The organism is Paenibacillus sp. NPDC056722, assembly GCF_042790635.1.
GTDB lineage: Bacteria > Bacillota > Bacilli > Paenibacillales > Paenibacillaceae > Paenibacillus_AQ > Paenibacillus_AQ agri.
In genome coordinates this window covers 618657-643798 of sequence record NZ_JBHTYV010000002.1, presented here as the reverse complement: position 1 = coordinate 643798, position 25142 = coordinate 618657, and the positions used below count along the sequence as shown (strand labels likewise).

Annotated in this window: 25 protein-coding genes; 22 read left to right on the top strand and 3 right to left on the bottom strand. The window is 50.2% G+C overall.

Translation table 11 applies throughout. The features are described from left to right. From ACFRAM_RS07220 to ACFRAM_RS07165, 12 genes are all read left to right on the top strand, one after another. Window positions 1–2235 (top strand): DUF4129 domain-containing transglutaminase family protein, encoded by a 2235-nt coding sequence (locus ACFRAM_RS07220; protein WP_379465217.1) that lies wholly within the window; start codon window positions 1–3, stop codon window positions 2233–2235. A gap of 91 nt (window positions 2236–2326) precedes the next feature. Then, a complete protein-coding gene (locus ACFRAM_RS07215; RefSeq protein WP_066374320.1) occupies window positions 2327–2854 on the top strand; it encodes a YqeG family HAD IIIA-type phosphatase in 528 nt (175 codons plus the stop codon). Next, the gene (gene yqeH, locus ACFRAM_RS07210; RefSeq protein ID WP_379465215.1) at window positions 2851–3978 is read left to right on the top strand and encodes a ribosome biogenesis GTPase YqeH; all 1128 of its coding nucleotides are present in this window, start codon (window positions 2851–2853) and stop codon (window positions 3976–3978) included. The genes ACFRAM_RS07215 and yqeH overlap by 4 nt, the downstream gene beginning before the upstream one ends. Before the next feature lie 19 nt (window positions 3979–3997). Then, on the top strand, window positions 3998–4867 hold the full coding sequence (gene aroE, locus ACFRAM_RS07205; RefSeq protein ID WP_379465213.1) for a shikimate dehydrogenase: 870 nt from the start codon (window positions 3998–4000) through the stop codon (window positions 4865–4867). A 57-nt stretch (window positions 4868–4924) separates the two neighbouring features. Further along, window positions 4925–5218 (top strand): ribosome assembly RNA-binding protein YhbY, encoded by a 294-nt coding sequence (yhbY, locus tag ACFRAM_RS07200; protein WP_066373463.1) that lies wholly within the window; start codon window positions 4925–4927, stop codon window positions 5216–5218. 50 nt (window positions 5219–5268) lie between these two features. Next, complete coding sequence (locus ACFRAM_RS07195) at window positions 5269–5859, top strand: nicotinate-nucleotide adenylyltransferase (protein WP_379465211.1); 591 nt, start codon at window positions 5269–5271, stop codon at window positions 5857–5859. Beyond that, window positions 5843–6421 carry a bis(5'-nucleosyl)-tetraphosphatase (symmetrical) YqeK gene (gene yqeK, locus ACFRAM_RS07190; protein ID WP_379465210.1) on the top strand — a complete coding sequence of 193 codons (579 nt, stop codon included), beginning with the start codon at window positions 5843–5845 and terminating at the stop codon, window positions 6419–6421. Before ACFRAM_RS07195 ends, yqeK begins: the two co-directional genes overlap by 17 nt. Then, window positions 6418–6765, top strand: coding sequence for a ribosome silencing factor (gene rsfS, locus ACFRAM_RS07185; RefSeq protein WP_175371114.1), 348 nt, complete (start codon window positions 6418–6420; stop codon window positions 6763–6765). Before yqeK ends, rsfS begins: the two co-directional genes overlap by 4 nt. Next, window positions 6762–7709 carry a CvfB family protein gene (locus ACFRAM_RS07180; protein WP_379465207.1) on the top strand — a complete coding sequence of 316 codons (948 nt, stop codon included), beginning with the start codon at window positions 6762–6764 and terminating at the stop codon, window positions 7707–7709. The genes rsfS and ACFRAM_RS07180 overlap by 4 nt, the downstream gene beginning before the upstream one ends. Window positions 7710–7738: 29 nt before the next feature. Then, window positions 7739–8509, top strand: coding sequence for a class I SAM-dependent DNA methyltransferase (locus ACFRAM_RS07175; protein ID WP_379465536.1), 771 nt, complete (start codon window positions 7739–7741; stop codon window positions 8507–8509). Window positions 8510–9216: 707 nt separating this feature from the next. After that, complete coding sequence (locus ACFRAM_RS07170) at window positions 9217–9534, top strand: transposase (RefSeq protein ID WP_379465206.1); 318 nt, start codon at window positions 9217–9219, stop codon at window positions 9532–9534. An 11-nt stretch (window positions 9535–9545) separates the two neighbouring features. Next, window positions 9546–10424, top strand: a complete 879-nt coding sequence (locus tag ACFRAM_RS07165) for an IS3 family transposase (RefSeq protein ID WP_483875007.1) — start codon at window positions 9546–9548, stop codon at window positions 10422–10424. A gap of 239 nt (window positions 10425–10663) precedes the next feature. Here ACFRAM_RS07165 and ACFRAM_RS07155 read toward each other — a convergent pair whose 3' ends face one another. Both ACFRAM_RS07155 and ACFRAM_RS07150 read right to left on the bottom strand, forming a co-directional pair. Beyond that, a complete protein-coding gene (locus ACFRAM_RS07155) occupies window positions 10664–10822 on the bottom strand; it encodes an asparagine synthase (protein ID WP_066373475.1) in 159 nt (52 codons plus the stop codon). 223 nt (window positions 10823–11045) lie between these two features. Continuing rightward, entirely contained in the window at window positions 11046–11576 is a 531-nt protein-coding gene (locus ACFRAM_RS07150) for a hypothetical protein (protein ID WP_379465205.1), read from the bottom strand. A gap of 221 nt (window positions 11577–11797) precedes the next feature. Here ACFRAM_RS07150 and ACFRAM_RS07145 point away from each other — a divergent pair, with 221 nt between their 5' ends. After that, window positions 11798–14473 (top strand): YhgE/Pip domain-containing protein, encoded by a 2676-nt coding sequence (locus ACFRAM_RS07145; RefSeq protein WP_379465203.1) that lies wholly within the window; start codon window positions 11798–11800, stop codon window positions 14471–14473. Window positions 14474–14621: 148 nt separating this feature from the next. After that, window positions 14622–16019 carry a helix-turn-helix domain-containing protein gene (locus ACFRAM_RS07140; protein ID WP_379465201.1) on the top strand — a complete coding sequence of 466 codons (1398 nt, stop codon included), beginning with the start codon at window positions 14622–14624 and terminating at the stop codon, window positions 16017–16019. Between the two features lie 199 nt (window positions 16020–16218). On the opposite strand, the gene ACFRAM_RS07135 is transcribed toward ACFRAM_RS07140, so the two are convergent. Further along, window positions 16219–17001 carry a DeoR/GlpR family DNA-binding transcription regulator gene (locus tag ACFRAM_RS07135; RefSeq protein ID WP_312876288.1) on the bottom strand — a complete coding sequence of 261 codons (783 nt, stop codon included), beginning with the start codon at window positions 16999–17001 and terminating at the stop codon, window positions 16219–16221. 255 nt (window positions 17002–17256) lie between these two features. Between ACFRAM_RS07135 and ACFRAM_RS07130 the strand changes: the two genes are divergently transcribed. From ACFRAM_RS07130 to ACFRAM_RS07095, 8 genes are all read left to right on the top strand, one after another. Then, window positions 17257–19023 (top strand): L-fucose isomerase, encoded by a 1767-nt coding sequence (locus ACFRAM_RS07130; RefSeq protein ID WP_175370123.1) that lies wholly within the window; start codon window positions 17257–17259, stop codon window positions 19021–19023. A gap of 27 nt (window positions 19024–19050) precedes the next feature. Further along, window positions 19051–20493 carry a rhamnulokinase gene (locus tag ACFRAM_RS07125; protein WP_379465199.1) on the top strand — a complete coding sequence of 481 codons (1443 nt, stop codon included), beginning with the start codon at window positions 19051–19053 and terminating at the stop codon, window positions 20491–20493. 92 nt (window positions 20494–20585) lie between these two features. Beyond that, a complete protein-coding gene (locus ACFRAM_RS07120) occupies window positions 20586–21236 on the top strand; it encodes a class II aldolase/adducin family protein (protein ID WP_379465197.1) in 651 nt (216 codons plus the stop codon). Between the two features lie 19 nt (window positions 21237–21255). Continuing rightward, the gene (locus ACFRAM_RS07115; RefSeq protein ID WP_066373487.1) at window positions 21256–21684 is read left to right on the top strand and encodes an RbsD/FucU family protein; all 429 of its coding nucleotides are present in this window, start codon (window positions 21256–21258) and stop codon (window positions 21682–21684) included. 443 nt (window positions 21685–22127) lie between these two features. After that, a complete protein-coding gene (locus ACFRAM_RS07110) occupies window positions 22128–23069 on the top strand; it encodes an alpha/beta fold hydrolase (protein ID WP_379465195.1) in 942 nt (313 codons plus the stop codon). 22 nt (window positions 23070–23091) lie between these two features. Then, the gene (locus tag ACFRAM_RS07105) at window positions 23092–24054 is read left to right on the top strand and encodes a phosphotransferase (RefSeq protein WP_379465193.1); all 963 of its coding nucleotides are present in this window, start codon (window positions 23092–23094) and stop codon (window positions 24052–24054) included. A 102-nt stretch (window positions 24055–24156) separates the two neighbouring features. After that, window positions 24157–24762: a histidine phosphatase family protein gene (locus ACFRAM_RS07100; RefSeq protein ID WP_379465191.1), complete on the top strand. Its 606-nt coding sequence runs from the start codon at window positions 24157–24159 to the stop codon at window positions 24760–24762. 16 nt (window positions 24763–24778) lie between these two features. After that, the gene (locus tag ACFRAM_RS07095) at window positions 24779–25138 is read left to right on the top strand and encodes a nuclear transport factor 2 family protein (protein WP_379465190.1); all 360 of its coding nucleotides are present in this window, start codon (window positions 24779–24781) and stop codon (window positions 25136–25138) included. The last annotated feature ends 4 nt before the right edge of the window (window positions 25139–25142 follow it).

Below are 25142 nucleotides of genomic sequence, written 5' to 3'. Positions count from 1 at the left end.
ATGAAAAGCTGGCTTAATCTGCTGAAATCAAACTGGCATTATGCGTTTAGCCTGTTATGGGCGACCATCATTGCCTTGCAATGGCTTTCTTATACTGATCCGGTCTGGCTGCGAGAGACGACGGCCTCCGTAATGATTGTTCTTGTTGCTGTAGCAATTATAGAAATACTATTGCCCATTCAGCGGGTATATCGCCTGCTAATCGAAGCCTGTGCTGTGCTGTATCTCCTGTACCGGACGCTTCTGCATTTTGGAATTTATGATACAGATATGATTTATGAGACCAAAGGAGAATGGCTAACGGATATCGCAGCCCAATCTACACCGTATCTGGCCTTTGTCCTTGGAGCGTGGGCGCTGTTGCTGTTAACCTCCTGGTGGGTCAATACAAAGGCGCGTATTCTGATGTTTATCGGAATGAACATTGCTGCCTTCGGGGCACTGGATTCCTTCACTTCATCGGTGTTATGGCAGGAGGTTGCGTGGACAGTGTTCGCAGGGATGGGCTGGCTGGTCAGTCAGCATCTGCGGAGTTTCCAGGTTCGTTATCCGCACGGCTGGTCCTATTTGCTGGACTATCCCTTAAAAGCTGTTGTGAATATCGCCATTATATTTTCATTGGTCATTCTTACAGGAATCAACATGCCGGAGGTTCGGCCTACATTGACTGACCCTTATACGGCTTGGAAAGAATGGAGTGGCGATGGTCCTGGTGCTGGTGGCGGGTTATCAAGCTCAACAGACACGAGCGGGGGGAAGAGTTCAGCCAATAAGACCTCCTCCGGGTACAGCCTGGATGACAATAAGCTGGGGGGCGGGTTTAATTTTGATTATGCGCCCGTAATGAGCGTCATATCCGATCTGCGCACATATATGCGTGGAGAGACCAGAAACGTATATTCGGGGAAAGGCTGGAGTGATGATGATCGGCTGACAAGAGGTCCGCTTCGGCCTGCAGAGGTCGGTGCAACCCTGGACGCTATCCCTTCAAAGATACAAACTCGTGAGTTAAAGCAAACGGTAAGGATGCTAAACAGCTATGAGTACCCCGTAATCTTCGGGGGCTACTCCATTACAACCGTAAATTCTGTTAACGAAGAAGCTCAGAGCGATGGCCTGTTCTGGCGGAACCGGGACAGTGAGCTTTTGTGGGATGCAGACGGGAAGAAACTCCCTTACCCCCAGACTTATGAAGTGACTTCGGCAGTTCCGGTCATTCCTGTTCAAGAGCTAAGCAAGAAAAGCTTTGATCAATTGTACGGCGGTAAAGAAATTGATCCGGCGCTATTGAAACTGCCGGGGGATTTCCCGGAACGGGTAAAGGAGTTGGCTAAGGAGATTACGGCCGATGCCAGCACTCCGTATGAAAAAACAGCGCTATTGCAACAATATTTACAGCTGAACTTTCCATACACCAATCAGCCAGATCTCTCGCGTGCCAAGAGTTCTGATTTTGTGGATAGCTTCTTGTTTGAAATTAAGGAAGGTTACTGCGATTATTACTCTACCGCACTTGTCACTATGGCCCGTTCCCTGAATATTCCTGCCCGCTGGGTGAAGGGCTATGCGCCGGGAGAGCAGCCCGAGATGCCGGATAATCTGGGAATGCGGCCGGGTGGAGCAGCCAATAACAATTATACGATTACAGATGCGGACGCCCATTCCTGGGCCGAGGTGTATTTTGGGGAATATGGCTGGGTTCCTGTAGAGGCGACGCCAGGCTTCAACGTTCCGTTGTTAGTACAGAATGAGACCCCGGACCGTGATACTCAAACAGATCAGCAGAACGAGGAGGACCAAGAAGAAGCAGCCAAAGCTGCAGCGGCAGGCCAAAAGGGATTCCGTATGGGAACTTGGGCAGTGGTATTAGCTGCAGCGGTACTGTTGCTGTGGGGTGGGTTCCAGCTTTGGAACCACCGTCTCAAGCTGCGTTTTCTGCTGCAGCGCCTGAAAGGCGGCGGTCCTTTGACCCCCGATCAGAAAGTGCTGATTGAGACCGGTCGTTGGGTCAAATATATGCGGCGCAGAGGCATGAGGAAGGAAAGCCATGAAACGCTGCGTGAATCGGTGGCTCGTTGGAGCAAGGAACGGCCCGCGGCAGCTGAAAATTTGAAGGTTCTGCTAGGCATGTTCGAACAGGCGAAATACAGTCCGGATGTTATAGAAGACAAAGACTGGCGCACAGTGTATACTGAAGCTTTGCGGCTGCGGAAAAGCATGAAAGCCGGCAGATGAAGCCCCGGGGCAGATGGAATTCTGCCTTGGCTTTGTTTGCGAAGACCATAGAGTATGATATAGTTTTTTGTATGAAATCGAGGTGAACGTATTGTTTGAAAAGTTGGTCCCGAAGCTCCGGGTGAATACGGTGTTCGATATCGCTCTGGAAGAGCTGTATCAGCAAGGCTACCGGGGCATCATTACGGATCTGGATAATACGCTGGTTGGCGCGAAGGCGCCGTTAGCGACTCCTGAACTGCTGGTATGGTTCCAGAAGGTGAAGGAACTGGGTTTCAAGCTGATTATTGTATCCAATAATAATATGGACCGGGTCTCGCGTTTTGCCACACCGCTCAATATTGAATTTGTACATCAGGCCCGCAAGCCAATCAATGCTCCCTTTCATAAGGCCATGAAGATGATGGATCTGTCACCTAATCAAACGATTGTGGTGGGAGATCAGATGCTGACCGATGTGTATGGAGGCAACCGGCTTGGTTTGTACACGGTGCTTGTGTTACCCATTTCCATCAAGGATGAGGGGATCGGCACAAGGTTCAACCGTCGGGTAGAGCGGATTGCCCAAAGCAGGCTCCGCAAAAAAGGATTGTGGCACGAGGAGGAAAAACCCCAATGAATCAACACAGTGAAACACAGCGCCCTGTTAAATGCAGCGGCTGCGGCATTAAGCTTCAGACTGAGGACAGAGAGCTTCCAGGTTTCATCCCTGAGTCGGCTTTTAATCGGGAGCCTGTGATCTGTCAGCGCTGTTTCCGTATCAAGAACTATAATGAAGCTTCTTCCGTATCGGTGGATCAGGATGAGTTTCTGCGTCTGCTGAGCGGAGTAGGCGAGAAGAATGCCCTTGTCATTCATATTGTCGATTTGTTCGACTTTGAAGGCAGTTTAATTTCGGGTCTGCAGCGCTTTGTTGGCAATAACCCTGTTATTCTCGCAGTGAACAAAAGCGATTTACTGCCGAAGGTTACGAACTGGAACAAAGTCCGCAACTGGGTGCAACAACGCTGCAAAGAGCATGGATTGCGTACAGCCGAGATTGTACTCTGCAGCGCGAAGCGCAATCAAGGCTTTGACCGGCTATTGGAAGCAGTCTCTGAACTGCGTGGTCAACGCGATGTCTACGTCGTAGGGGCGACCAATGTGGGTAAATCCACGCTGATTAACCGTCTGATCTCAGACTATAGCGATCTGGATCAGGAATTGACGACTTCACGCTATCCGGGTACAACCTTGGATACAGTGAAGATTCCGCTGGACGACGGTCATTACATTATTGATACTCCAGGGATTGTCTATCCTTGGCGCTACAGTGAATTAGTGCACCGTCGTGATCTGGATGCGGTTATGCCTGTAAATCCGTTGAAACCTGCGGTGTATCAGCTGAATGCAGGGCAGTCGCTTTTCTTTGGCGGACTGGGACGATTTGATTTTGTGCAGGGGGAACGCCAGTCGTTTACCTGTTTCATTAGTGGAACGCTGAAAATTCACCGCACGAAGCTTGAACGTGCAGACGAGCTATACGCGAATCATCGCGGTGTCATGCTGTCACCTCCGGCAGCGGATATTATGGATGAGCTGCCGCAGTGGCAGCGTCACGAGTTCCGTATTGGCCGAAACAGCCTCAGCGATCTATATATTTCGGGTCTGGGCTGGATTAAAATCAATGGAACGGAAGGTGCGGTTGTGGCCGTTCACGTTCCGCGCGGCGTGAAGGTGCTTACCCGCCCTTCGCTGATTTAGAGAGAGGGGGACGGCCGGTATGGAATCTACTGCCGTGAAGTACAAGAACGGTGATATCCTGCTGGGTGTAATGGGAGACCCTATCGGACATTCCAAGTCCCCGCTGATGCACGGTGCCGCTTTGAAAGCTATGGGCATTCCTGGGGCTTACGTGCCCCTGCATGTGAAGCCTGAGGATCTCGGCGAGGCCGTGCACGCGATTCGGACGCTGGGCTTTCGCGGGGTCAATGTCACGATTCCACACAAGGTAGCAGTGATGGAATATCTGGATCGGCTGGATGAGAGTGCACTTGCTATCGGTGCTGTGAATACCATTGTCAATGATGATGGTGTGCTCACAGGCTACAACACAGATGGCATCGGGTATGTACGTTCTTTGAAGGCAGAAGCGATCTCTGATTTGTCCGGTGCCCGGATCATGGTGATTGGGGCAGGTGGAGCAGCCAGAGGAATTGTGGCTGCCCTGCTTCAGGAAGCGCCTGCTTCCATCGTCATTGCCAACCGCACTGCGGACAAGGCTCAGGATCTGGCGGCAGAATGGAGCGGATCGGGCAGCTTGACCGGAATCTCCCTGGATGACATGGGGAAGCATTTGAAGGATATCGATGTGCTGATTAACACCACTTCTGTCGGGATGTATCCCCATATCGACGGACTGCCGGTAAATCCGGCACTGCTGCATCCCGGGATGGTGGTCAGCGACTTAATCTATAACCCGCTGCACACGCGGCTGCTTACGGAGAGCCTGGAAAGAGGCTGTATCATTCACGGAGGTCTGGGGATGTTCGTCTATCAAGGTGCTTATGCTCTTGAATACTGGACAGGACAGACTGCTCCTGTGGATATTATGCGCCAAACCATTGAGGAAAGCCTCGGCGGCGAAGCATAAGCAATGAATTTACTGGTTTAGGGTAATAATATGTTAATTAAGGAGTTTTGTTCATTTATGTTAACTGGAAAACAAAAACGCTACCTGCGCTCATTGGCACATCATCTTGATTCTGTATTTCAGGTCGGCAAAGGCGGCGTGAACGATCATCTGGTTCGTCATATCGAGGAAGCTATCGAGAAACGGGAACTGATGAAGATTAGTGTGTTGAATAACAATATTGAAGATCCAAAGGAAATCGGTGCTGCACTGGCCGAACAATCGGGTTCGGAGCTTGTACAGGTTATTGGGAAGACCATCGTTCTGTACAAAGAATCCCGTGACAACAAGACGATTGAACTGCCGCGTTAACATAGCAGGAATCAAACGGGAATTGAGAAGAAAACGGGGAGGCGATCCTCTTGAAGATTGGAATCATGGGAGGAACTTTCGATCCTCCCCATATCGGTCATATGTTGGCGGCGGAATCGGCAAGAGATACCTACGGTCTCGATGAAGTCTGGTTCATGCCTTCACATATTCCCCCGCACAAGCACGAAGCTGGGGTATCAGGTGAAGACAGACTGGCCATGGTGCAGGAGGCGGTGAAGCAACACCCCTCTTTCCGTACACTGGACCTTGAGGTCCTGCGAGGCGGGGTCTCCTACACCATTGATACGATCAGAGAACTGCAAACCGAGCATCCGTATTCGGAGTTTTATTTCATCATTGGAGCCGACATGGTGGAGTATCTGCCGAAGTGGCAGTCAATCGATGAGCTGGTGCAGCGCCTGACCTTTATTGGTGTGGGCAGACCTGGGACGCCGCTGGATCTGGGGTCTCTGCCTGATCATATTGCCGGCCGGGTTACACTTGCGGATATGCCGCAGGTGGATATATCATCGACGATGCTTCGGCAGCGGGCGGCTGAAGGCAGGTCGATCCGGTATATGGTACCGGATGGTGTTTATGAATATGTGCAAAGGGGTGGACTATATGGCATACAGTCGTGAGGCGCTGATTGAGGCAGTCTCTGCGCAGATGCCCGACAAGCGATGGAAGCATACGCTGGGCGTCATGGAGTCCTCCGTCAAGCTGGCGGAAACGTACGGAGCTGACCCTGTTCGCGCGGAAACTGCAGCCATTCTGCATGATGTAGCAAAATATTGGCCTGTGGAGCGCATGCGGGACATTATTGAGCAGAATGGTTTGTCCAAAGAACTGCTGTCGCATGACAAGCAGCTTTGGCATGCAGAAGTGGGAGCTTTTGTCGCAGAACATGACTATGGCATTACCGATTCCGAGGTGCTGGATGCCATAAGGTATCATACCTCAGGCCGTGAAGGCATGGAAATCTTGGAGAAGGTCGTTTGCCTCGCCGATTACATTGAGCCGGGACGTGACTTTCCGGGTGTCAATCACATCCGCAAGCAGGCGAAAGTCAGTCTTGAGGACGGACTGGTGGCCGGTTTCGATTCTACCATCAGCCTGCTGCTCGAGAAACGCCGGATTGTGTTTCCGCTGACCGTATTGGCCCGAAATGATTTAGTCAGAATATTGGAGGAAAAAGAATGAGTCTACCATCAAGCAAGCTATTGCAGCTGGCGCTTAAAGCTGCTGAAGATAAAAAAGCAATGAATGTTGTAGCGCTGGATCTGCGCAATATTTCACCGATCAGCGATTACTTTGTCATCTGTCACGGTAATTCCGATATCCAGGTGCAAGCCATTGCTACCGAGGTTCGTAAAGTCGTGCATGAAGCAGGCGGTGTCATCCGCGGTATTGAAGGGATGGATTCTGCACGCTGGGTGCTGATGGACCTGGGAGATGTGGTTGTCCATGTCTTCCACCGCGATGAGCGCGAATATTACAATATTGAGCGTCTGTGGTCCGATGCCAAGGTTGTGGAGACGGTATGAACCTGATTGCTGGAACTACAGTTACCTTAACGGTAGCACGTGAAGTATCTCCTTACGGTTATTTTTTGACCAACGGTGACGAAGAGGTCATGCTTCACTATACGGAGCTGGCTAACAAAAGCAAACCTAAAGCGGGCGACAAGCTGGAAGTGTTCATCTTCTTTGACACGGAAGACCGCCTTGCTGCTACTTTGAATAAGCCATACCTGCAGCTTGGTGAATTGGCGCTGCTGGAAGTAGCGGACATCCATCCCCGGTTGGGCTGCTTTCTGGAAATGGGACTTGGCCGTCAACTGCTGCTTCCCATCCGTGAGTTGCCTGATCTGAACGAGCTTAAGCCTCAGATTGGTGATAAAGTGTTTGTTCTTATGGAACACGACAAGCAAGGCCGTCTGCGTGCGAAGCTGGCCGGTGAGCAGGAGCTAGCTCCACTCGCGGTAGCAGCGCCTGAGTCCTGGAAGGGCCAGACCGTCTCCGCCAGAGTGTACAAGCCGCTGCAAATGGGGACATTCGTCCTTGTGGACGCTGGTGTACTGGGCTTTGGCATCATCGGCATGGTCCATTCCTCTGAACGCAGTCGACTGCTTCGCCTGGGCGAACAGATTGGAGCGCGGATATCGCATGTTCGCGAGGATGGCCGGGTGAATCTTTCGATGAGCCAGCGTAAGGAAATCGGCCGTGATGTGGATTCCACGACACTGTTGGAATTCCTGAAATCCCGTCCTGGCGGCTCGATGCCTTATTCGGATGCGACGCCTCCGGATATTATCAAGCAGCGCTTTGGCATCAGCAAATCAGCCTTCAAACGGGCGCTTGGCAAACTCATGAAGGAAGGCCTGGTTACCCAGAAGGAAAACTGGACCTACCTGGCGAGTTCGCAGGAGGATGCTTCCGCTGAAGGAAACGGTACTCCTGAGGGCGAATCCAGCCAAGACGGACAATAAGCCTGATTATAGAAAGTGCGGTGAACGCAGTGCCTTCCTACGGGAAATTTGCTTATGTATACGATGAGCTGATGGCGGACATGCCCTACCCAGACTGGATTACATTTGCCGAGACGGCCTGGAGCAAATACGGGAAGCCGCTGACGGTGGCGGAGCTAGGCTGCGGAACAGGGACGATCACAATTCCGCTGGCAGGAGCCGGCTACCGGATGACGGGCATTGACCTCTCGGAGGACATGCTAGCGGTTGCTCAGCGCAAGATGGAGGATCATCCGCACGGACGGCGTTTTCTTAGAGAGGGAAGCGTTCGTTGGGTCAATCAGAATATGAAAGCCTGGGAACTTCCCGAGCCTGTGGATTCTGTAATTTCATTCTGCGATTGCTTGAACTATGTCGTGGAAGAGGAAGATATCCGCGCAGTCTTCGCCCGTACCTATGCTGGATTGAAGCCGGGAGGAACATTCCTGTTTGACGTCCATCATCCGAATACGCTGATCCGCTATGAGGAAGAACAGCCTTTTATTCTGGATGAGGAATCCGTATCCTATATCTGGACTTGTGAGCTGGACGTGCCACGACGCGAGATTGAGCATCATCTGTCCATATTTGCCCGTGAAGAAAGAGGCAACGGTCTGTACCGTCGTTTCGAGGAGACGCACATCCAGCGCGCTTACGAACCGGAATGGTTAAAGGCGGAGCTGCTTAAGGCGGGTTTCTCCAGCGTGGAGACGTTCGCTGATTTCGAATGGGTTGAGGCGGATGATGATGCCCAGCGGTTGTTTTATATTTGTGTAAAATGATGGTTTGGGTGGCTCACTGATTTAGACTAGGGGCGGGGGGGCGCTGAACTGGAGCCGCTACGGGCCGGAGGGTTCTTCCGATCGCTGTTAAAGTCCGATTTCTGATTGTAATAAGAGATTATAGGGTGAAATCGGACTTTAAAGGCGAACACTATCGTTTCTCCAGAATTCCTCCGGCCCTTCGCTCTTGTTCGAGCGGAAAGCACCGCCCCTAATCTCAAGCCTGAGCTTAGGGTGGCAGCAGCCTATGCGATTTTCGCAGGCGGCTGCCTTTTTGACTGAATCCGTTTGTGGCCCCTTCCATGGTGCCTCCTAGGAGTGGCATGGAAGGGGTTCTCTGTTTAACCGCGTTGCTCCTATATTGCTCTCCGCATCGCCCCCCCGTCTTACTTTTCGCCTGCCTCGCTAATGCTGAAATAAGTGCATTTTTGTATCTTAATTTGGCCAGAAAGAAGGCGGGAAGAAGATTAAGGGCATTTTTGTATGTTAATTCTTTCGATGGAACGTATTTTAAGGAGAAAGTGGGGAAATAAGGTGCAAAAATGCTCTTAATTTCCTTTTTTTCTCTAAAATGATGGATATAAGGTACAAAAATGTCGTTATTTTAAGTATTGGCCAGAGGTTATCCTTCCAGTTTGCAATTAGAATAAATAGTGGACACTTGTTAACGGACAGACCGATAATGAAAACAGTGGAGGTGTGTTCACTTGGGAGAACAAAGACAACGATATAACGAAGAGTTTAAAAAGCAAACCGTAAAGTTCATTCAAGAACAGACGAAGAGCTTAGGTGACTTAGCAGAAGAGCTTAACATTCCGAAAAGTACGCTGCATCAGTGGATGAGCCAGTTTCGAGAGCTGAAAAATGAACCGGCAGCGAGCGTGGATCGCGTACGGGAACTCGAAGCAGAATTGAAAGAGATGCGTCGTCAACTTCAGGAGAAAGATCATCAACTCACCGACGCTCAAGAAGAACTGGCGATCGTAAAAAAAGCGGTGCACATCTTCAGCAAACCAAGGAACTAAGATTCCGGTTCATGGAGAATCATCGCTCCGAGTTTCGCTTGGAGAAGATGTGCGACACCTTGCAGGTGTCAAGGAGCGGTTACTACAAGTGGCGGACGGGAAAAACCAGCGTACAGAAACGCCGCAAAGCAGCGGTCATGGAGCGAATCCAGTATCATTTTACAGATCATAAGATGCGGTATGGAAGTCCGAAAATCACCCGTCTGCTACACCAAGAAGGCTATACCGTGACTGAACGCACCGTGAGTGTGTACATGCGGCAAATGAAGCTCCGCTCCGTCGTGTCTAAACCTTACCGCGTACAGACGACGAACTCTAAACATAATAACCCTATCGCCCCCAACACGCTGAATCAAGCATTTAAAGTGCTCAAACCCAATACCGTATGGGTCACGGACATCACATACATCCCTTGCCGGGGAGCCCGGTTGTACTTGGCCAGCGTCATGGATTTATGTACACGTGAAATCGTAGGCTGGCGTTTGTACAATCACATGGAAACCAGTCTGGTTCTGGACGCTCTGCAGGCTGCATACGCAGCCAAACGGCCAGGTAAGGAGCTCTTGCACCACTCCGACCGTGGGTCTCAATATACTTCTAAGGATTATGTTGACCAATTGAAAAGCTACGAAATGGAATCTAGTATGAGTCGCAAAGGAAACTGTTACGATAACGCCTGCATCGAGTCCTGGCACAGTATTTTAAAGAAGGAGCTCATTTACTGTAACCCCGTTTCAAAAACCAGGAAGAGGCATACCATGCCATTTTTCAGTACATTGAATTTTATTACAACCGCAAACGAATGCATGGCGCGCTGGGGTATCTTTCTCCCGCTCGCTTTGCACAGCAATTTACTAAAACATCCGTTGCGTGACTGTCTACTTTCTTGACAGAGGTCCAGTTCAATCTGTTTCTAGAAGTTACTCCCCTGGTTCGTCTGGTTATCAGTATAAATTACCATAAAATACATAATACTCCACAACCCAAAGAACCAAAGATAACGGAGATATCAGAGAGACCAGAGTTACTGTAAAAACCACAAGCCCCACAAGCCCCACAAGCCCCTCGGCGCACAAAAAAACCGGACAACCGTGCCTGTGGCACGAGTTGTCCGGTATCCTTCAACCAATTACCGATGCTCAAACAGATCAATGGCGCCGAGCACGATATGCGCCAGACCAAATCCAAGTACGCCGGTTGCAGCCATCTTATACCTGCTGCCAAGAAAAGCGGCGCTAGAAGCAGTAACTACGGTTCCAAGAACGGTTGGTATCAGACCTTCACGCATATGAAACACTCCTTCTCGGTGGTTTGAAAGACATGATTAGTGTGGGTAGAAGGGGTGACAATTATACAGCACTCGGCTGGGGATGAATGGAGCGAGAAAGATAAGAAAGATGAGAAAGATGAGAAAGATAAGAAGGATTAGAAGGATCTAAAAAGGCTGTGCCTGCTTGAAGGGGATCAAACCAACCTTTCAAGCAAGCACAGCCTATTTGAATTTTTTAGAGTTAAGGGATGTATTGCTGAACGATCGATGTGATTACGCCGTCTTTGATCGTCAGATGGTAAGGGAACTGGCTCAGATCCAGATTGTTATTCTTGGCAAACTGATGTGTGAATTCCTCCAGGCTTATCTTCTCGTTCCAGTGAATGTCAATATCCTCCAGCTTGCCGGTACGATCATAAATTTGCATAGTCACGGTTGCATCAGGAGCTACCCGGTAGGTAGTAAGTGTCTGACTGTCGTTCACGATATAATATCCATCAGGCGTTCCGCCCAGCTCTGCTGCGGCTTCCGGCTCTCTTTGGGCAAAAATTTTGTCTGCTTCGGCACCTTGATACCATTCGATCTCATCAGTGCTTGCCGATAAGACACCTTGATTTGAATGAAGAGAATGAATATACACGGTTGCATGCTGAACGGTGTCACCGCGGCCTTCCGCGCGGGCCAGGGTTCCGACTGTGCTTGCCGATGTAATGAGGGACAGGAATAACAGGACGACAACGGGCAGGACATAAGCTGACTTTTTCTTGAACAATGAAATCTCCCCCTTGGCATTGTGATACACAGTATAAGATTAATTACCCCTTGGGTTGTTAATCAAACGAGTATTGTACTACTAATAACGATGAAATGGTGGAAAGGTTGCAGATATTTTTGGACTACTGCAAAAAAACTGAATAGTCGCCATTCATAGTAAACGAAGGCTGCTCCGGGCATATTAAAATATCCAAACTTGAGGCTGGGAGTGACCGGAAAATGGCTGGAATTATCCGTATCTACCGAAACGATTGGCGCAATGTATTCAAGGTCCCGACCGCAGTTCTGCTGATAGCTGCGCTGGTTGTGCTGCCTTCCATCTATGATTGGGTGAATGTGGCGGCTGTGTGGGACCCTTACAGCAACACCTCAGGGATCAAGATTGCGGTAGCCAGTCTGGATGAGGGGGCTTCCGTAGATAACAAGAGCTTCAACATCGGCGAGGAGGTACTGGAAAGCCTGCATCATAATAAGAGTCTGGGCTGGACCTTTGTGGATGCAGAGCAGGCCAGGCATGGCGTACAACGCGGGGATTATTATGCCAGTGTCGTCATCTCTAAGGATTTTTCCAGCAAAATGGCCGGTATTCTGGAAGGTCGGCTGAATAAGCCGGAAGTTGAATACACCGTGAATGAGAAGATTAATGCGATTGCACCTAAAATTACGGCCAAGGGTGCGTCATCCATCACGGCCCAGATTAGCGAGCATTTTACCGCTACCCTCAGTGAGACGGTGCTGACCGCTCTCGGCAGGATCGACCGACAGTTTCAGTCTGAGCTGCCCGTGATCCGCAGAGTGGAGAAGGGATTGTTCCTATTGGAGGATAACCTGCCAGAGATTGAAGCTGCCGGGAAAACAGTGCTGAAAATTCATCAGGATTGGCCGCAAATTCACCAGTCGGCAGAGCGGCTGGCGACGCTGGAGCAGAAGCTGCCAGAGGTCGAAAAGGCAGGGACAGCGATCGAAACGGTGGATGACCATTGGCCGCAGATCAATGAAGCGGCAGGGCATTTGACGGAGCTAGAGTCCAAGCTGCCGGAGCTGGAACGGGCAGCGAAACTTGTGAGCGGGCTCGATGAGCATTTTGATGACGTGGCCGGGGTCTTAGACAAGGCAAGTGTGGATATGGAAAATGGGCGGAAGATCGTGGATGCAGCGATTAAGGCCCTGCCACAGGCCGACAAGATTGCGGCAGCCGGAAGTGCCTTTGGTCAGCAACTGCAGCAATTTATCGAGAAGAACAACGCGGCCCTCGCTGCGATTCCCCCTGTAATCAAGCAGAATCTGTACTTGCTGGAGCAGACGGAGAATGCTGTCTCTCAGCTCGCAGAGGGATTGAAGGCTGGTACGATAGAGACAGCGGCCGCACTGAGCGCGCTTAATGCGAATTTGACCCGGCTTGCTGCCGGGAAAAATGTACTGGACCGCACGATCTCGCTCTTGAATTCACTGGATAAGTTGTCGTCCGGAAACGTACTTGCGGCCGAAATACAGGCTCTGGATGGGATCCGGGACCAATTCGCCGATCAATCCGCGCTAGCCGGAAGTCTTGCCTCAGCTTTGGAAGCCGGCGGGGAACCAGATGCCGGCAAGATGCAGCAGCTTAGCACTGGAGCGGGACAGGGATCAACGGCGCTTGGCCGGCTGATCTCCCGCTTCGAGTCGCACACACTGCCAGGCATTCAAAACGCACTGCAGCCGCTGACTGCGGCTGCACAGGACGCTGCGGCCCGGCTCCAGCAGGTGCCGGATCACCTGCCCGCGCTGGCCGCCATCCTGCAGGATGCAGCGGCGGCCATACAGTACGGGCAGGAGGGCTTGGCGGCGCTGCAGAAGGATCTGCCCGCCATCCGGGCGGCCGTCCATACCTCGGCCGCGGGGATTGCGGACAAGATGCAGCGCTTCAGCACTTTTGTCCGCGATGTCCTGCCGCGGATTCAGCAGGGGCTTCCCGCCGCCGGGCAGCGAATCCACGAAGCGGCGGATTTTGCCCGCCACGATCTGCCGGCGGTAGAGCAGAAGGTCCGCAAGGCGGCGGACCTGATCCGTACCGGGCTGCCGAAGGCGGACAAGGGGGTAGAGCGCGCCGCAGAGCTGGTGCGGGATGACCTGCCGCTACTGGAGGCCGCCATTCGCAAAGCGGCGGCGACGATCCGCCAGATCAAACAAGAGGTGAATCTGGAGCAGATCGCAGATCTGCTTGGGGGCGACATCAAGTCCAAAAGTGATTTTTTGGCCAACCCCGTAATCCTCAAGGAGAATAAGCTATACCCAATCCCGAACTACGGGTCGGCCATGACACCTTTTTACGTGGTACTGTCAATATGGGTGGGCGGAACGCTGCTGATTTCGCTGCTGCGAACCTCTGTGGAGACAGGAGGCATAATTTATAAGTCGTATCAGCTCTACTTCGGACGACTGCTTACTTTTCTCACGGTAGGTATTTTACAGGCGCTGGTGGCCGCACTGGGTAATATTTTTATCTTGAACTGTTACGTGGCCGACAAGTGGTGGTTCATCCTGTTTGCAATGCTGATCAGTATCGTATTCGTGACGATCGTCTTCACCTTTGTCTCTGTGTTCGGCAACATCGGCAAAGGGATTGCTATTGTGTTCATGGTGCTGCAGTTTTCCAGCTCCGGGGGGACGTTTCCCATCAGCACTACCGGTCCTTTTTTCCAGGCACTGAATCCGTTTATGCCCTTTACTTATGCGATTAGTCTGCTGCGGGAAGCGGTTGGTGGCATCCTGCCAGAGGTGGCCATTCGTGATGCCTTGTACCTGGTTGGCTTCGGTCTGATCGCTCTGGTGCTGGCCTTGACACTTAAAAAGCCGTTGGAGCAGTTCATTCACAAGGCCGCAGAACAGGCAGAGAAATCAAAGCTGATTTCCTGAAAATATAGAGAAAAAGAAAAAAATTCTCAATTTCTTAAAGATATCTTTGAAAACTCAACCATTTTATTGACCTGTGTATTATTTACATCTAATATATAGGTATAAATGATCTTTAATTCTAAAATATGGGTTTGGAGGTGGTGTTTGTTTGAATCCAGAGACCACAATCCGGGCGGAATTGGACAAGTATCTGAGAGATAATGACCTGACGGTGAGCCAATTCTCCAAAATTTCCGGGATTCATTCCGGCACGCTCAGCAGACTTGTCAGCGGTAACCGTCCGATTGCCATGCAGCAGCTTGAGCGCATCACCTCGGGAATGGGACTTGGCGAAGGCGCTTTGTATGATTTGTATGTTGATGAATGCTTCGTGCATTCTGCCCCCAACTGGCGGCGATTAGGTCCCTTCCTTCATCGTTGTGCCGAGTTGAACAAGCTGGAGTGTATCCGAAGGATAGCCGCTAATTTGATGGATAATCTGATGTATGCACAAGTACTGTTTGAGACAGCTGAAGATTTTTTTAACAATGACAAGTATGAAGCTGCCGCAATTCTGTACGAGAGCGTTGCCGAAAGTGAGAAATATCAGCATTCCGAGCGGCTGGCTCTTTGTCAGTACCGGCTGTTCAAGATCACGCTAGGGTATGATCAGGATGCCAATCTGCGGGCTGCGGTGTATTTTGAGTATTTTGTCGAGCGGTTGGATGAAAGCGATCAACTGGATGCGCTACGGGATTTGGCGAATATTTATACTTCGCTTCATCGCTGGAGCAATGTTGATTCCCTGGCTAAGCGAATGGGAGAGAAGGCATTCATTCAATATGAGAACAAATATAAGAAGTATATCAGCCGCGCTGAGCAAAAGGAACCCGAAAAACCGCTGTGCTTTTATATCTTATACTCCTATTTATTAAGAGCAGCGGTCAGTCATGAGAATGGTGATTATGAGCAGGCCATGCAGTATGCGGCACTGTATTCCGATTCTAGCTGGATACGTGAAGACAGCGAAGAAGCCAAGTGGATCATGGAACAGTTCAAAGAATGGGCTGTAGCCAATACATACCTGCACCGTCTGATGAACGGGGAAGTTGAGGTCCTTTCAGAATACGTAGCGTATATTAAAACTAGAGAGAATGAAGTTCTACCAGCTTTTATCAAAATCATGCAAGCAGCGAACCGTATCGGGTTCAATGCAGATGAGGTTATCACACAGTTTCAATCTCATTTAATGTATAAGGAACACCGGAGTAAATTGGGGAAACTTAGTATGCAAGTCATGTCAGATAAATATACTAATCTTTTGTGTGAACTGGCTACCTACTATATGAGAACCAATAAATATAAAAAAAGTGTCTATTATATATTAAAAAGTTTGGAACTTTCTGTTAAAATAAATAATGACAGCTGTGTGATTCAATGTGTCGGGTTATTTGAAGAAATCCGACATCTAACAACTAGAGAAAACCAAGAGAAGTACAAAAAACTAATTAGTGAGGTGCAAAGACTAAATGAAAAGAAAAATGAGTACGTTGCTGGTTGTTTTTAGTGTGGCACTGGCCATCGCGGTTCCTGCCTATGCTGCAGATGCTAATACTAGCCAACCATCTTTCAAAATTCTGATTCATGGAACTGGTAGCTAAGAAACTATACTTAGGCATTGAAGATAGTTGGTATACTTCTAAAATGAAGAAAGAATCTCTATTTCACGTAGAGATTCTTTTTTTGTTCATTTTTCTATGATAAGGCTATTCTTCATTTGAATAGATCAGCGACACTTGATGCTTCTTCAAGAACTCAACCCATTCTTCGGACGGCTTCTGGTCGGTAACAATATAATCGATTTTATCAAAGCTCAGCAGCTTGATGAACGCAATCCGGTCAAATTTGGCATGGTCCACGAGAAGGACCACTTTATTGGCTTGCTGCTGCATGAGCACCTTCAGTTCACTTTCCGCTTCGTTGGAATCGCTAACCCCGCCCGTCATAGACAACGCCTTGCAGCTGAAAATGGCCACATCCACATTGTATTTCTGAATGGTATGCGAAGCATTCGGACCGACGAAGGAACTGGTCTCGGGGCCCAGTGTACCGCCTGTAGAGATCAGCTTCTGCCCGGAATGCTGAAATTCTGACAGCACCACCAGCGAGTTGGTGATGATCGTCAGATTGCTCTTCACCTCGATGATCCGGCGCAACGCCTCAAAGGCCGTCGAGCTGGTATCCGTCATCAGGCTGTCGCCATCGTTGATGAGATCCAGCACGTTGTCTGCGATCAGCCGCTTAGCTTCAATGTTGACCTGATGCCGGCTGGCATAGGAGGGGTCTTCATTGGTATGGGCGTTCAGGATGGCGCCACCGTAGTTTTTCTTGGCCAGACCGTCCCGGTCCAGCTTGTCCAGATCGCGGCGAATCGTTTCCTCGGACACCTGAAACTTCTGTGCCAGATCCGCAACATGAACTTTTCTGTTCCGGTACAACTCGGTAATGATCAGGTCTCTCCGTTCAAATGCCTTCATCCGTCCACTCACCTTTTTCAATATCTCTATCTCCTAGTTTACTACAAGGATTATAAATACAAAAGAATTCTAAATAAATGAAAAACCACAATTCACTAATATAATATCACATAATACCACATTATTATTCAATTAACTGTGGTTTTTATGTTGACTTAAGCGTTTACACCTTTTATGATGAAGGAGAAATGTTTGTTGGCTGAAGTTGCAATTATATAGATTTCCTTATTTAAACCAAACTTAATGTGATGCTGAGGAGGAAGTACAGTGGCAGCTAAATATCCGAAGATTGGAATTCGTCCGACCATTGATGGCAGAAGACGCGGGGTACGTGAATCGCTGGAAGTACAGACCATGGGAATGGCGGAGCGGGTGGCTCAATTTTTACAACAGAACTTGAAATATCCCGACGGCTCGCCTGTGGAGTGCGTTATTGCTGATTCAACAATCGGTGGGGTGAAGGAAGCAGCGAATGCCCGCGATAAATTTGCCGGAGCCAATGTAGGTGTGTCGATTACTGTGACGCCTTGCTGGTGTTATGGCTCGGAAACAATGGATATGGATGCCACCATCCCGCATGCGGTGTGGGGCTTTAATGGTACGGAACGTCCCGGAGCGGTGTATTTGGCAGCTGTACTATCTGCCTACGCACAGAAAGGAATTCCGGCCTTCGGTATCTACGGTGAAGATGTGCAGGAATCTGACAGTGAACTCATCCCGGATGATGTGCAGAGCAAGCTGCTGCAGTTTGCAAGATCCGCGCTGGCCGTAGCGATTATGAAAGGCCAATCATACCTTTCCCTGGGTTCGGTCTCCATGGGGATTGCCGGCTCGATTGTGAATGAGCAGTTCTTCCAGGATTACCTTGGGATGCGTAATGAATATGTGGATATGTCTGAATTTGTGCGCCGCATGGAAGAGGGCATTTATGATAAGCAGGAATTCGAGCGTGCACTGGCTTGGGTGAAGGAGAACTGCGCTGAGGGTGCAGACAACAACCCGGCACATCTGCAGATTAGCCGTGAGCAGAAGGACAGCCAGTGGGAAACCGTCGTGAAAATGACGCTGATTGCCCGTGATCTTATGGTCGGAAATCCGGAGCTTGATAAACTTGGCTTCGCGGAAGAAGCCAATGGACACAACGCGATTGCGGCTGGATTCCAGGGACAACGGCACTGGACAGATCACTTCCCGAACGGTGACTTCATGGAGACGATTCTGAACTCGTCCTTTGACTGGAACGGCAGACGGGCGCCTTATCTTCTAGCGACAGAGAATGACAGCTTGAATGGCGTAACTATGCTGTTCAACTACTTGCTGACGAATACGGCACAAATCTTTGCCGACGTCCGTACGTACTGGAGTCCATCAGCGGTGGAACGCGTGACGGGTCACAAGCTGGAAGGCGAAGCGGCAGGCGGCATCCTGCATCTGATCAATTCTGGTTCAGCCGCACTGGACGGAACCGGAGAGCAGACTATTGACGGCCAGCCGGCAATCAAGCCGTTCTGGGAGATCACGGATGAGGAAGCAAAGAGCTGTCTGGAGAAGACGGAATTCCGTCCGGCGTCGCAGGAGTATTTCCGCGGGGGCGGTTTCTCGACCGATTATTTGACCAAGGGCGGCATGCCAGTAACGATGGCGCGTCTGAATCTGGTGAAGGGGCTTGGTCCGGTTCTCCAGCTGGTTGAAGGCTACACGGTAGATCTGCCGGAGGATGTGCATCATACGCTGGATCAGCGGACTGACCCAACTTGGCCGACTACCTGGTTCGCACCGAAACTGACGGACAAGGGTTCGTTCAAATCGGTGTACGATGTGATGAATAACTGGGGAGCCAATCATGGTGCTATCAGTTATGGCCATATCGGTGCAGACCTGCTCACGCTGGCTTCTATTCTCCGTATTCCAGTCAGCATGCACAACGTGGAGGAAGAACGGATCTTCAGACCACGCGTCTGGTCGCTGTTCGGCACAGAGGATCTGGAGAGTGCAGATTACAGAGCCTGCCAGAACTTTGGACCACTCTATTAAACTTTGGAGTAGGCAGGGGGAAGGAAGATGAGCGAGACCCAAAAACTGCTTGCCATAGACCTTGGCGCCAGCTCAGGCCGGGTCATGTTAGGAAGTTATGACGGTTCCACGATTCAGATCGAGGAGATTCACCGTTTTGACAATATACCAGTACAGGTTCAAGGGCATTTGCACTGGGATGTGCTGAGACTGTTTCACGAGATCAAACAAGGTGTACGTGAGGCCGCACGGGTGCGTGGCAAGCTGCTGTCACTGAGCGTGGACACGTGGGGCGTGGATTACGGGTTCATTGATCACCGGGGACAACTGCTCTATGCGCCGCACCATTACCGTGATCAGCGGACAGAGCCTCACCGCTCCGGACTGGAAGAACGGATTCCGCCTCGTGAACAGTTCGCTTTGACCGGCAATCAGCCGGCGCTGATTAACACTGTCTATCAGCTTTACGCTGATTTGCAGGACCATCCATCCCTTGCGGAATCGGTCAAAACAATGCTGCTGACGCCCGATTTGTTTCACTATCTGTTCTCCGGCGTAGCGGCTGCGGAAAAGTCGATCTGGAGTACTAGCGGGTTGGCTGACGCGGTAACCGGTGAACCTTCGCATGAAGTCTTTAAGCGTCTGGGCCTGCCCATCTCGCTGATTCCTGAACTTGTTGCTGCGTCTGGAACGGTGCTGGGTGAGGTGACACTTGCTATTCAGGAAGAGCTGGGACTGGGCGCGATGAAGGTGATAGCGGGCGCTTCTCATGATACGGCTTCGGCTGTAGCTTCTATTCCTTATGCGGATAAGGAAGGTGCTGCGTTCATCAGCTGTGGCACTTGGTCCTTAGTGGGTAGAGAGAGTGAAGGGCCTGTGATCACAGACCAGAGCTATGATTACGGCTTTACTAATGAGGGCTGCTATGGCGGTACGAACCGGGTGTTGAAAAATATCACCGGATTGTGGATTCTGCAGGAATCTCAGCGTCACTGGGCCGCGTCGGGTCAGCGTATCGGTCATGCCGAGCTGGCTGAGCTGGCTGTCGCCGCTGGTCCGGCCGTCGCGATCATCGATCCCGACGATCCGTTGTTCGCGACCCCTGGCGATATGCCGCAGCGAATCGCTGAATACTGCCGGAGAACAGGGCAGACGGAGCCGCGTACCCCTGGGGAGACGACCCGTGTTATTGTGGAGAGTCTCGCCCATGCTTACAGCGTCGCAATAGATGAGCTGGAGGAAATCACAGGTGAACCGGTACGTGTCATTCATATGGTCGGCGGAGGAATTCAGAACCGGCTACTCTGTCAGCTCACGGCTGACCGAACCGGACGGGAAGTTGTGGCCGGACCCGTAGAGGCCAGTGCGATCGGAAATATAGTGACCCAGCTGCTAGCATTAGGCTTGGTAGAACAGGCTGCGGTGAGCGAACTCATTGCCCATTCCAGTTCGTTAATCACCTACCAGCCGAGCCATCGTAAGAATCCTTAACTCTCGTAGCATCATCTACGGATCCGTAGAGATCAAGCAACGGCTTTGGTATTGAATAGATATATCACATGGATAAGAGGAGAGATTATCGTATGGAGAATCATGAACAGAAGTTGCGTCGCCTGATTTGTGAGATTGGGAAGAACCTGTTTAACAAGGATTTTGTAGCGGCTAATGACGGCAATATCTCGGCCCGCCTGTCGGCCACCGAAGTACTGGCATCTCCAACCGGTGTCAGCAAAGGCTATCTGGAGCCTCACATGCTGGTCAAAGTGAATCTGCAAGGGGATATTCTGGAGGCAGCCGAAGGCTACCGTCCTTCTACGGAAGTAAAGATGCACCTGAAGATTTACAATGAGCTGCCGGAGATGAACGGAGTTGTGCATGCTCACCCGCCATATTCCACTGCTTTTGCTATTAAGGGGGAGGCACTGGACAAGATGCTGATGCCGGAATCCGTCATTGCGATGGGAGACATTCCGCTTGCCAAGTATGGTACGCCTTCCACCAATGAAATTCCAGACTCGCTGGAGCCTTTCCTGGGCAAGAAAACAGCTGTGCTGCTGGAGAGCCATGGTGCGCTGACTTGGGGCAAGGATGTCATGAGTGCGTACATGAATATGGAGCGATTGGAGTTCACTGCCAAGCTGACCTATCTGGCCCGTATGCTTGACGGAGAGCGGGAATTGCCACAGCATCGTATTGAAGAATTGGTCGCATTGCGGTCGTTCTACGGCATGTAGTCTCGGAGGAGGAATTCTGATGTTAAAAAAGATTCCCAAGCTGCTGTCTCCTGAGCTGGTCGCTGTGCTAATGGAAATGGGCCATGGTGATGAAATCGTGCTGGCGGATGCCAACTTTCCGGGTCATTCCCATCATTCTAGAGTCATCCGGTATGATGGGATCGGTATTCCGGAACTGCTGAATGCGATTCTGGAGCTGTTCCCGCTGGACCATTATGCCGAGCATCAGGCAGCATTCATGTCTGTGGTACCTGGTGACCCTACGGTCCCGGTGATCTGGTCCACCTACAAGGAGATTATAATAGGGCATGACCCGGAGGCAGTGATCGGGTACGAGGAGCGTTTTGATTTTTATACCCGCTCGAAGCAGAGCTACGCCGTTGTAGTCACTGGGGAAGAGGCGCTGTATGGTAATGTGATTTTGAAAAAAGGGGTTATCCGTTCCTAAGCTAAGGACTACAGGATAACGTATAGAAGAAACCGTTCCTTGCAGGAGAGGCTGGCGTACAAAGCTACAGCTTGCCTACCGATAGGTACGGTTTCTTTTTTTATGGACAGAGTGGGCTTGCTGCCTATATTAATCGTATTTAAGGCTATTTTATATAACCGTTCTTCTGGCTTTTTTGAATTTGATTCTCATCGTAAAGTTCATTTCAGAACGCTTCTATTCTTCCATTTATGGTAAAATAGTGATGGTATTCACAGGGATAAATACGACATCTGGAACACACAGTCCTTTTGTTGATACACCCCGACCAGATGCGAAGAATGCCAGTACTGCGCGTCTTCATCCCCCCGCTCCTTTCAAAATAGGCAATCCTTGACGAAAAGTTTCTCTTTTTCTCCACAGCCGATTCTTTATACTGACCGTATACCAAGAACTCGGAAGAGGTGAGAGGATTGTCAACGATCCCCAAGCTGGACAACTATCTTCGTTACACGATTGCCGCTGCTTTTTTTCCGTTAACATGTACGCAGGCATTGTGGACGCAATATGATAGATTTCGATATAAGCCTGCAGGAAAGCGTATCAGCGTCGGCTCCCGCGAGCTTCATGCGCATGTCACCGGAAGCGGCAGAACGACGATCGTCTTGGAAGCCGGGATGGGCGGGAATCTGCTGGATTGGTCATTGGTGCAGCCGGAGCTGTCACGTGACGCTACGGTTGTAGCCTATGATCGCGCCGGACTAGGCTGGAGCAAGGGCTCGGGCAAGCCTGCAACCTGCAAGCAGTATGTTGAAGATTTACGTAGCCTGCTGTCTGCCTTGGAACTGCAACCCCCGTACGTGCTGGTAGGACATTCCTTTGGCGGAATGGTGATGAGGCTGTTCGCGGCAGAGTACCCGGATGAAGTGAAGGGCTTGATTCTGGTGGATGCCGTCCATGAGGGTCGTTATCTTGCAGCAGAGATGTCGGAGCAGGGAAGACGCCACAAGGATAGTCTGAATCAATTGAGGCTAGGCTATCTGCTGTCTCCAGCTGCGATCCCCAGGCTGACGGGCCGTCATATCGGTTCACGGCGTCTACCATCTCCTATGCTAGAGCAGGTTAAGGCCGCCGGGTATAGAAGCAGTGCATACAAGACGCTTTATGCTGAACTGCTGGATGCGCACGAAAGTGCCTTGCAGTTGGCTACAGCCGAGCGTCTGCGTGAAGATTTGCCGGTAGTTGTGTTAAGTGCAGGCCAGCAGGATAAAGAGTGGCATAGGGAGCAGCTTCGGCTGGCAGAGCTTACATCCTGTACCCAGCATATTGTAGTAAGGGATAGCTGGCACTCTATTCAGATTTACCGGCCGGATGTCGTTATTGACGCCATTCGGAGCCTATTATAGTAAGGCAGAGGAGGGGAAGGAAGTGTCAGAAGCGGGGCACGAGATACACCGTCTGCTGGAGACGACTGTGAGGCGATATGTTGATCCAGGAGCGGCAATTATTAAGGTGGACAGTACACGGCTAGGACTTGGGTTTCAGGCTGTGGACTTGTCTCGCCATCATCTATTAATAGAGACTGTTAAGGGAACAGAAGAGTTGTCCTTAATTACTAAGGTAGCCACAGCTTTGGAGCAACGGGTAACCGCACATCTATACGAGCAGGGGGCAAAAGTTCCTTTTATCTGGCCGGATACTGGGGCTCCTATTTCTGAAGAACGTTCTCTCGTGTGTTTTCAGGATGTGGATTATCGCACGGATTACGGGAAGCTTGATCTAGAGCGGTTACAGCAGTGCGAGATTTCGGCATTGGCTGATATTCATGGAAAGAACCGGGGGCTACGGCATGAATTGTCCTGGCTTCTATTCGCTGATCTTTCTCATATTACAGACATGCTCCATACGCGCTTTCAGCCGCAGTGGGAGGCCGCGAAGCAGAATGAAGCATTTAATGAAGAGTTTGGCCCGTACATACCGATTGTTGAAGCGGCAGCAAGAACGATAACCGACGATATGGTAACCGTAATTAAAGATGAAACTACCCATACGCTGATCCATAATGATTTGAATCCTGGGAATGTGCTGGTGCATGACAATCAAGAGGTGTTCTTTATCGATTGGGAGGAAGCAAGGTATGGCTCGTTGTTTCTGGATCTTCCACTGCGCTGCCGCACTACGCAGCAGGTTTTTCAATACAGAGAAGCGCTCGGCGTGCAGGGGGTTGAACTGGCGGATGCCCAGTTTACCTCTCTATTCTCGATTGCATCGAGATATCTTGGGTTACGTTTTATGAGCTGGAATCTAGGGGCTTGGAGGGATAATGCTCCGGCAAAAGCGGATTTGATCCGGTACTTGAACATGGTGGCGAATGAGTCTCTACACACTTAAAGGAGTGAGGGTGCCGAATCCGGAGCCTTTTCATCTATAAGTGGAAAGCGTTTTCTTTTAAAAGGTAAGTTAAATCTTGAAAGTTAATGGGGAGGTGCGGTTATGGGGGTGTACTTTCTCCGCCATGGAGCGGATGAAGAAGGATACCGCGGAGGATGGAGCATGCGGGGACTTACAGATCTAGGACTGGAACAGTCTGAACAGTTAGGGAATTTCCTTTTATCCAATACAACATCCTTCAACATCCGGCATATCATCAGCAGTGACTTGACCAGAGCTTTAGAAACTGCGGAGCGGATTGCGGATAAGCTGGCGCTGGATATCGAAGAGAGTATTGTCTGGAGAGAAACCAATAATGGTGTGCTGGCAGGGATGCCCAATGAAGCCGCTGAAAAATTATACCCTGGGCTATATTTCTCAAGTTTGCAATGGGATCAAAGGTATCCCGGTGGTGAGAGCCCTAAGGAGAACTTCGCTCGCATCGAGGAGGCTTTTCAGCAGTTATGTGCGACATCTATCGCCCAAAGCAGCACTGAAAATGTTTTAGTTGTAACGCACGGTGGCGTGATTAATATTATCTATCATATTTTAAAGGGTCTAAAATGGAGTAATACAAACAAGTTTTTCCCGGCAGATAATGCTAGCCTACACAAAATAGAGTTCCGCGGGGACAGATGGGAATTAAGTCAGGAGAACATAGTATCTTGAAAATAGGTGATGAACATTGGATACGAATGCTACGTTAAAAGCGCATCTACTTGAACTGGAAGAAAGACTGTTACAACCGGCGGTTCGTACATCGGTAGAAAAACTCTCAGCATTGCTGGATGATGATTTTTTCGAGTTTGGCAGCTCAGGAGCCGTATGGTACAGGCAAGAAGGTCTCCACGCCGAGGGGATCGGTATAGTAAATATGACTTTGAATGATTTTGAAATTCATCCATTATCCTCGGATACTACGTTAACAACGTACAGGATATTTAATGAGAACAAGCAGCAGTATTCCTTACGTAGCTCTATCTGGAGATACAGAGAGGGCAGATGGCAGATGTTCTTTCATCAAGGGACGCCTGTTCCTGAATAAACTA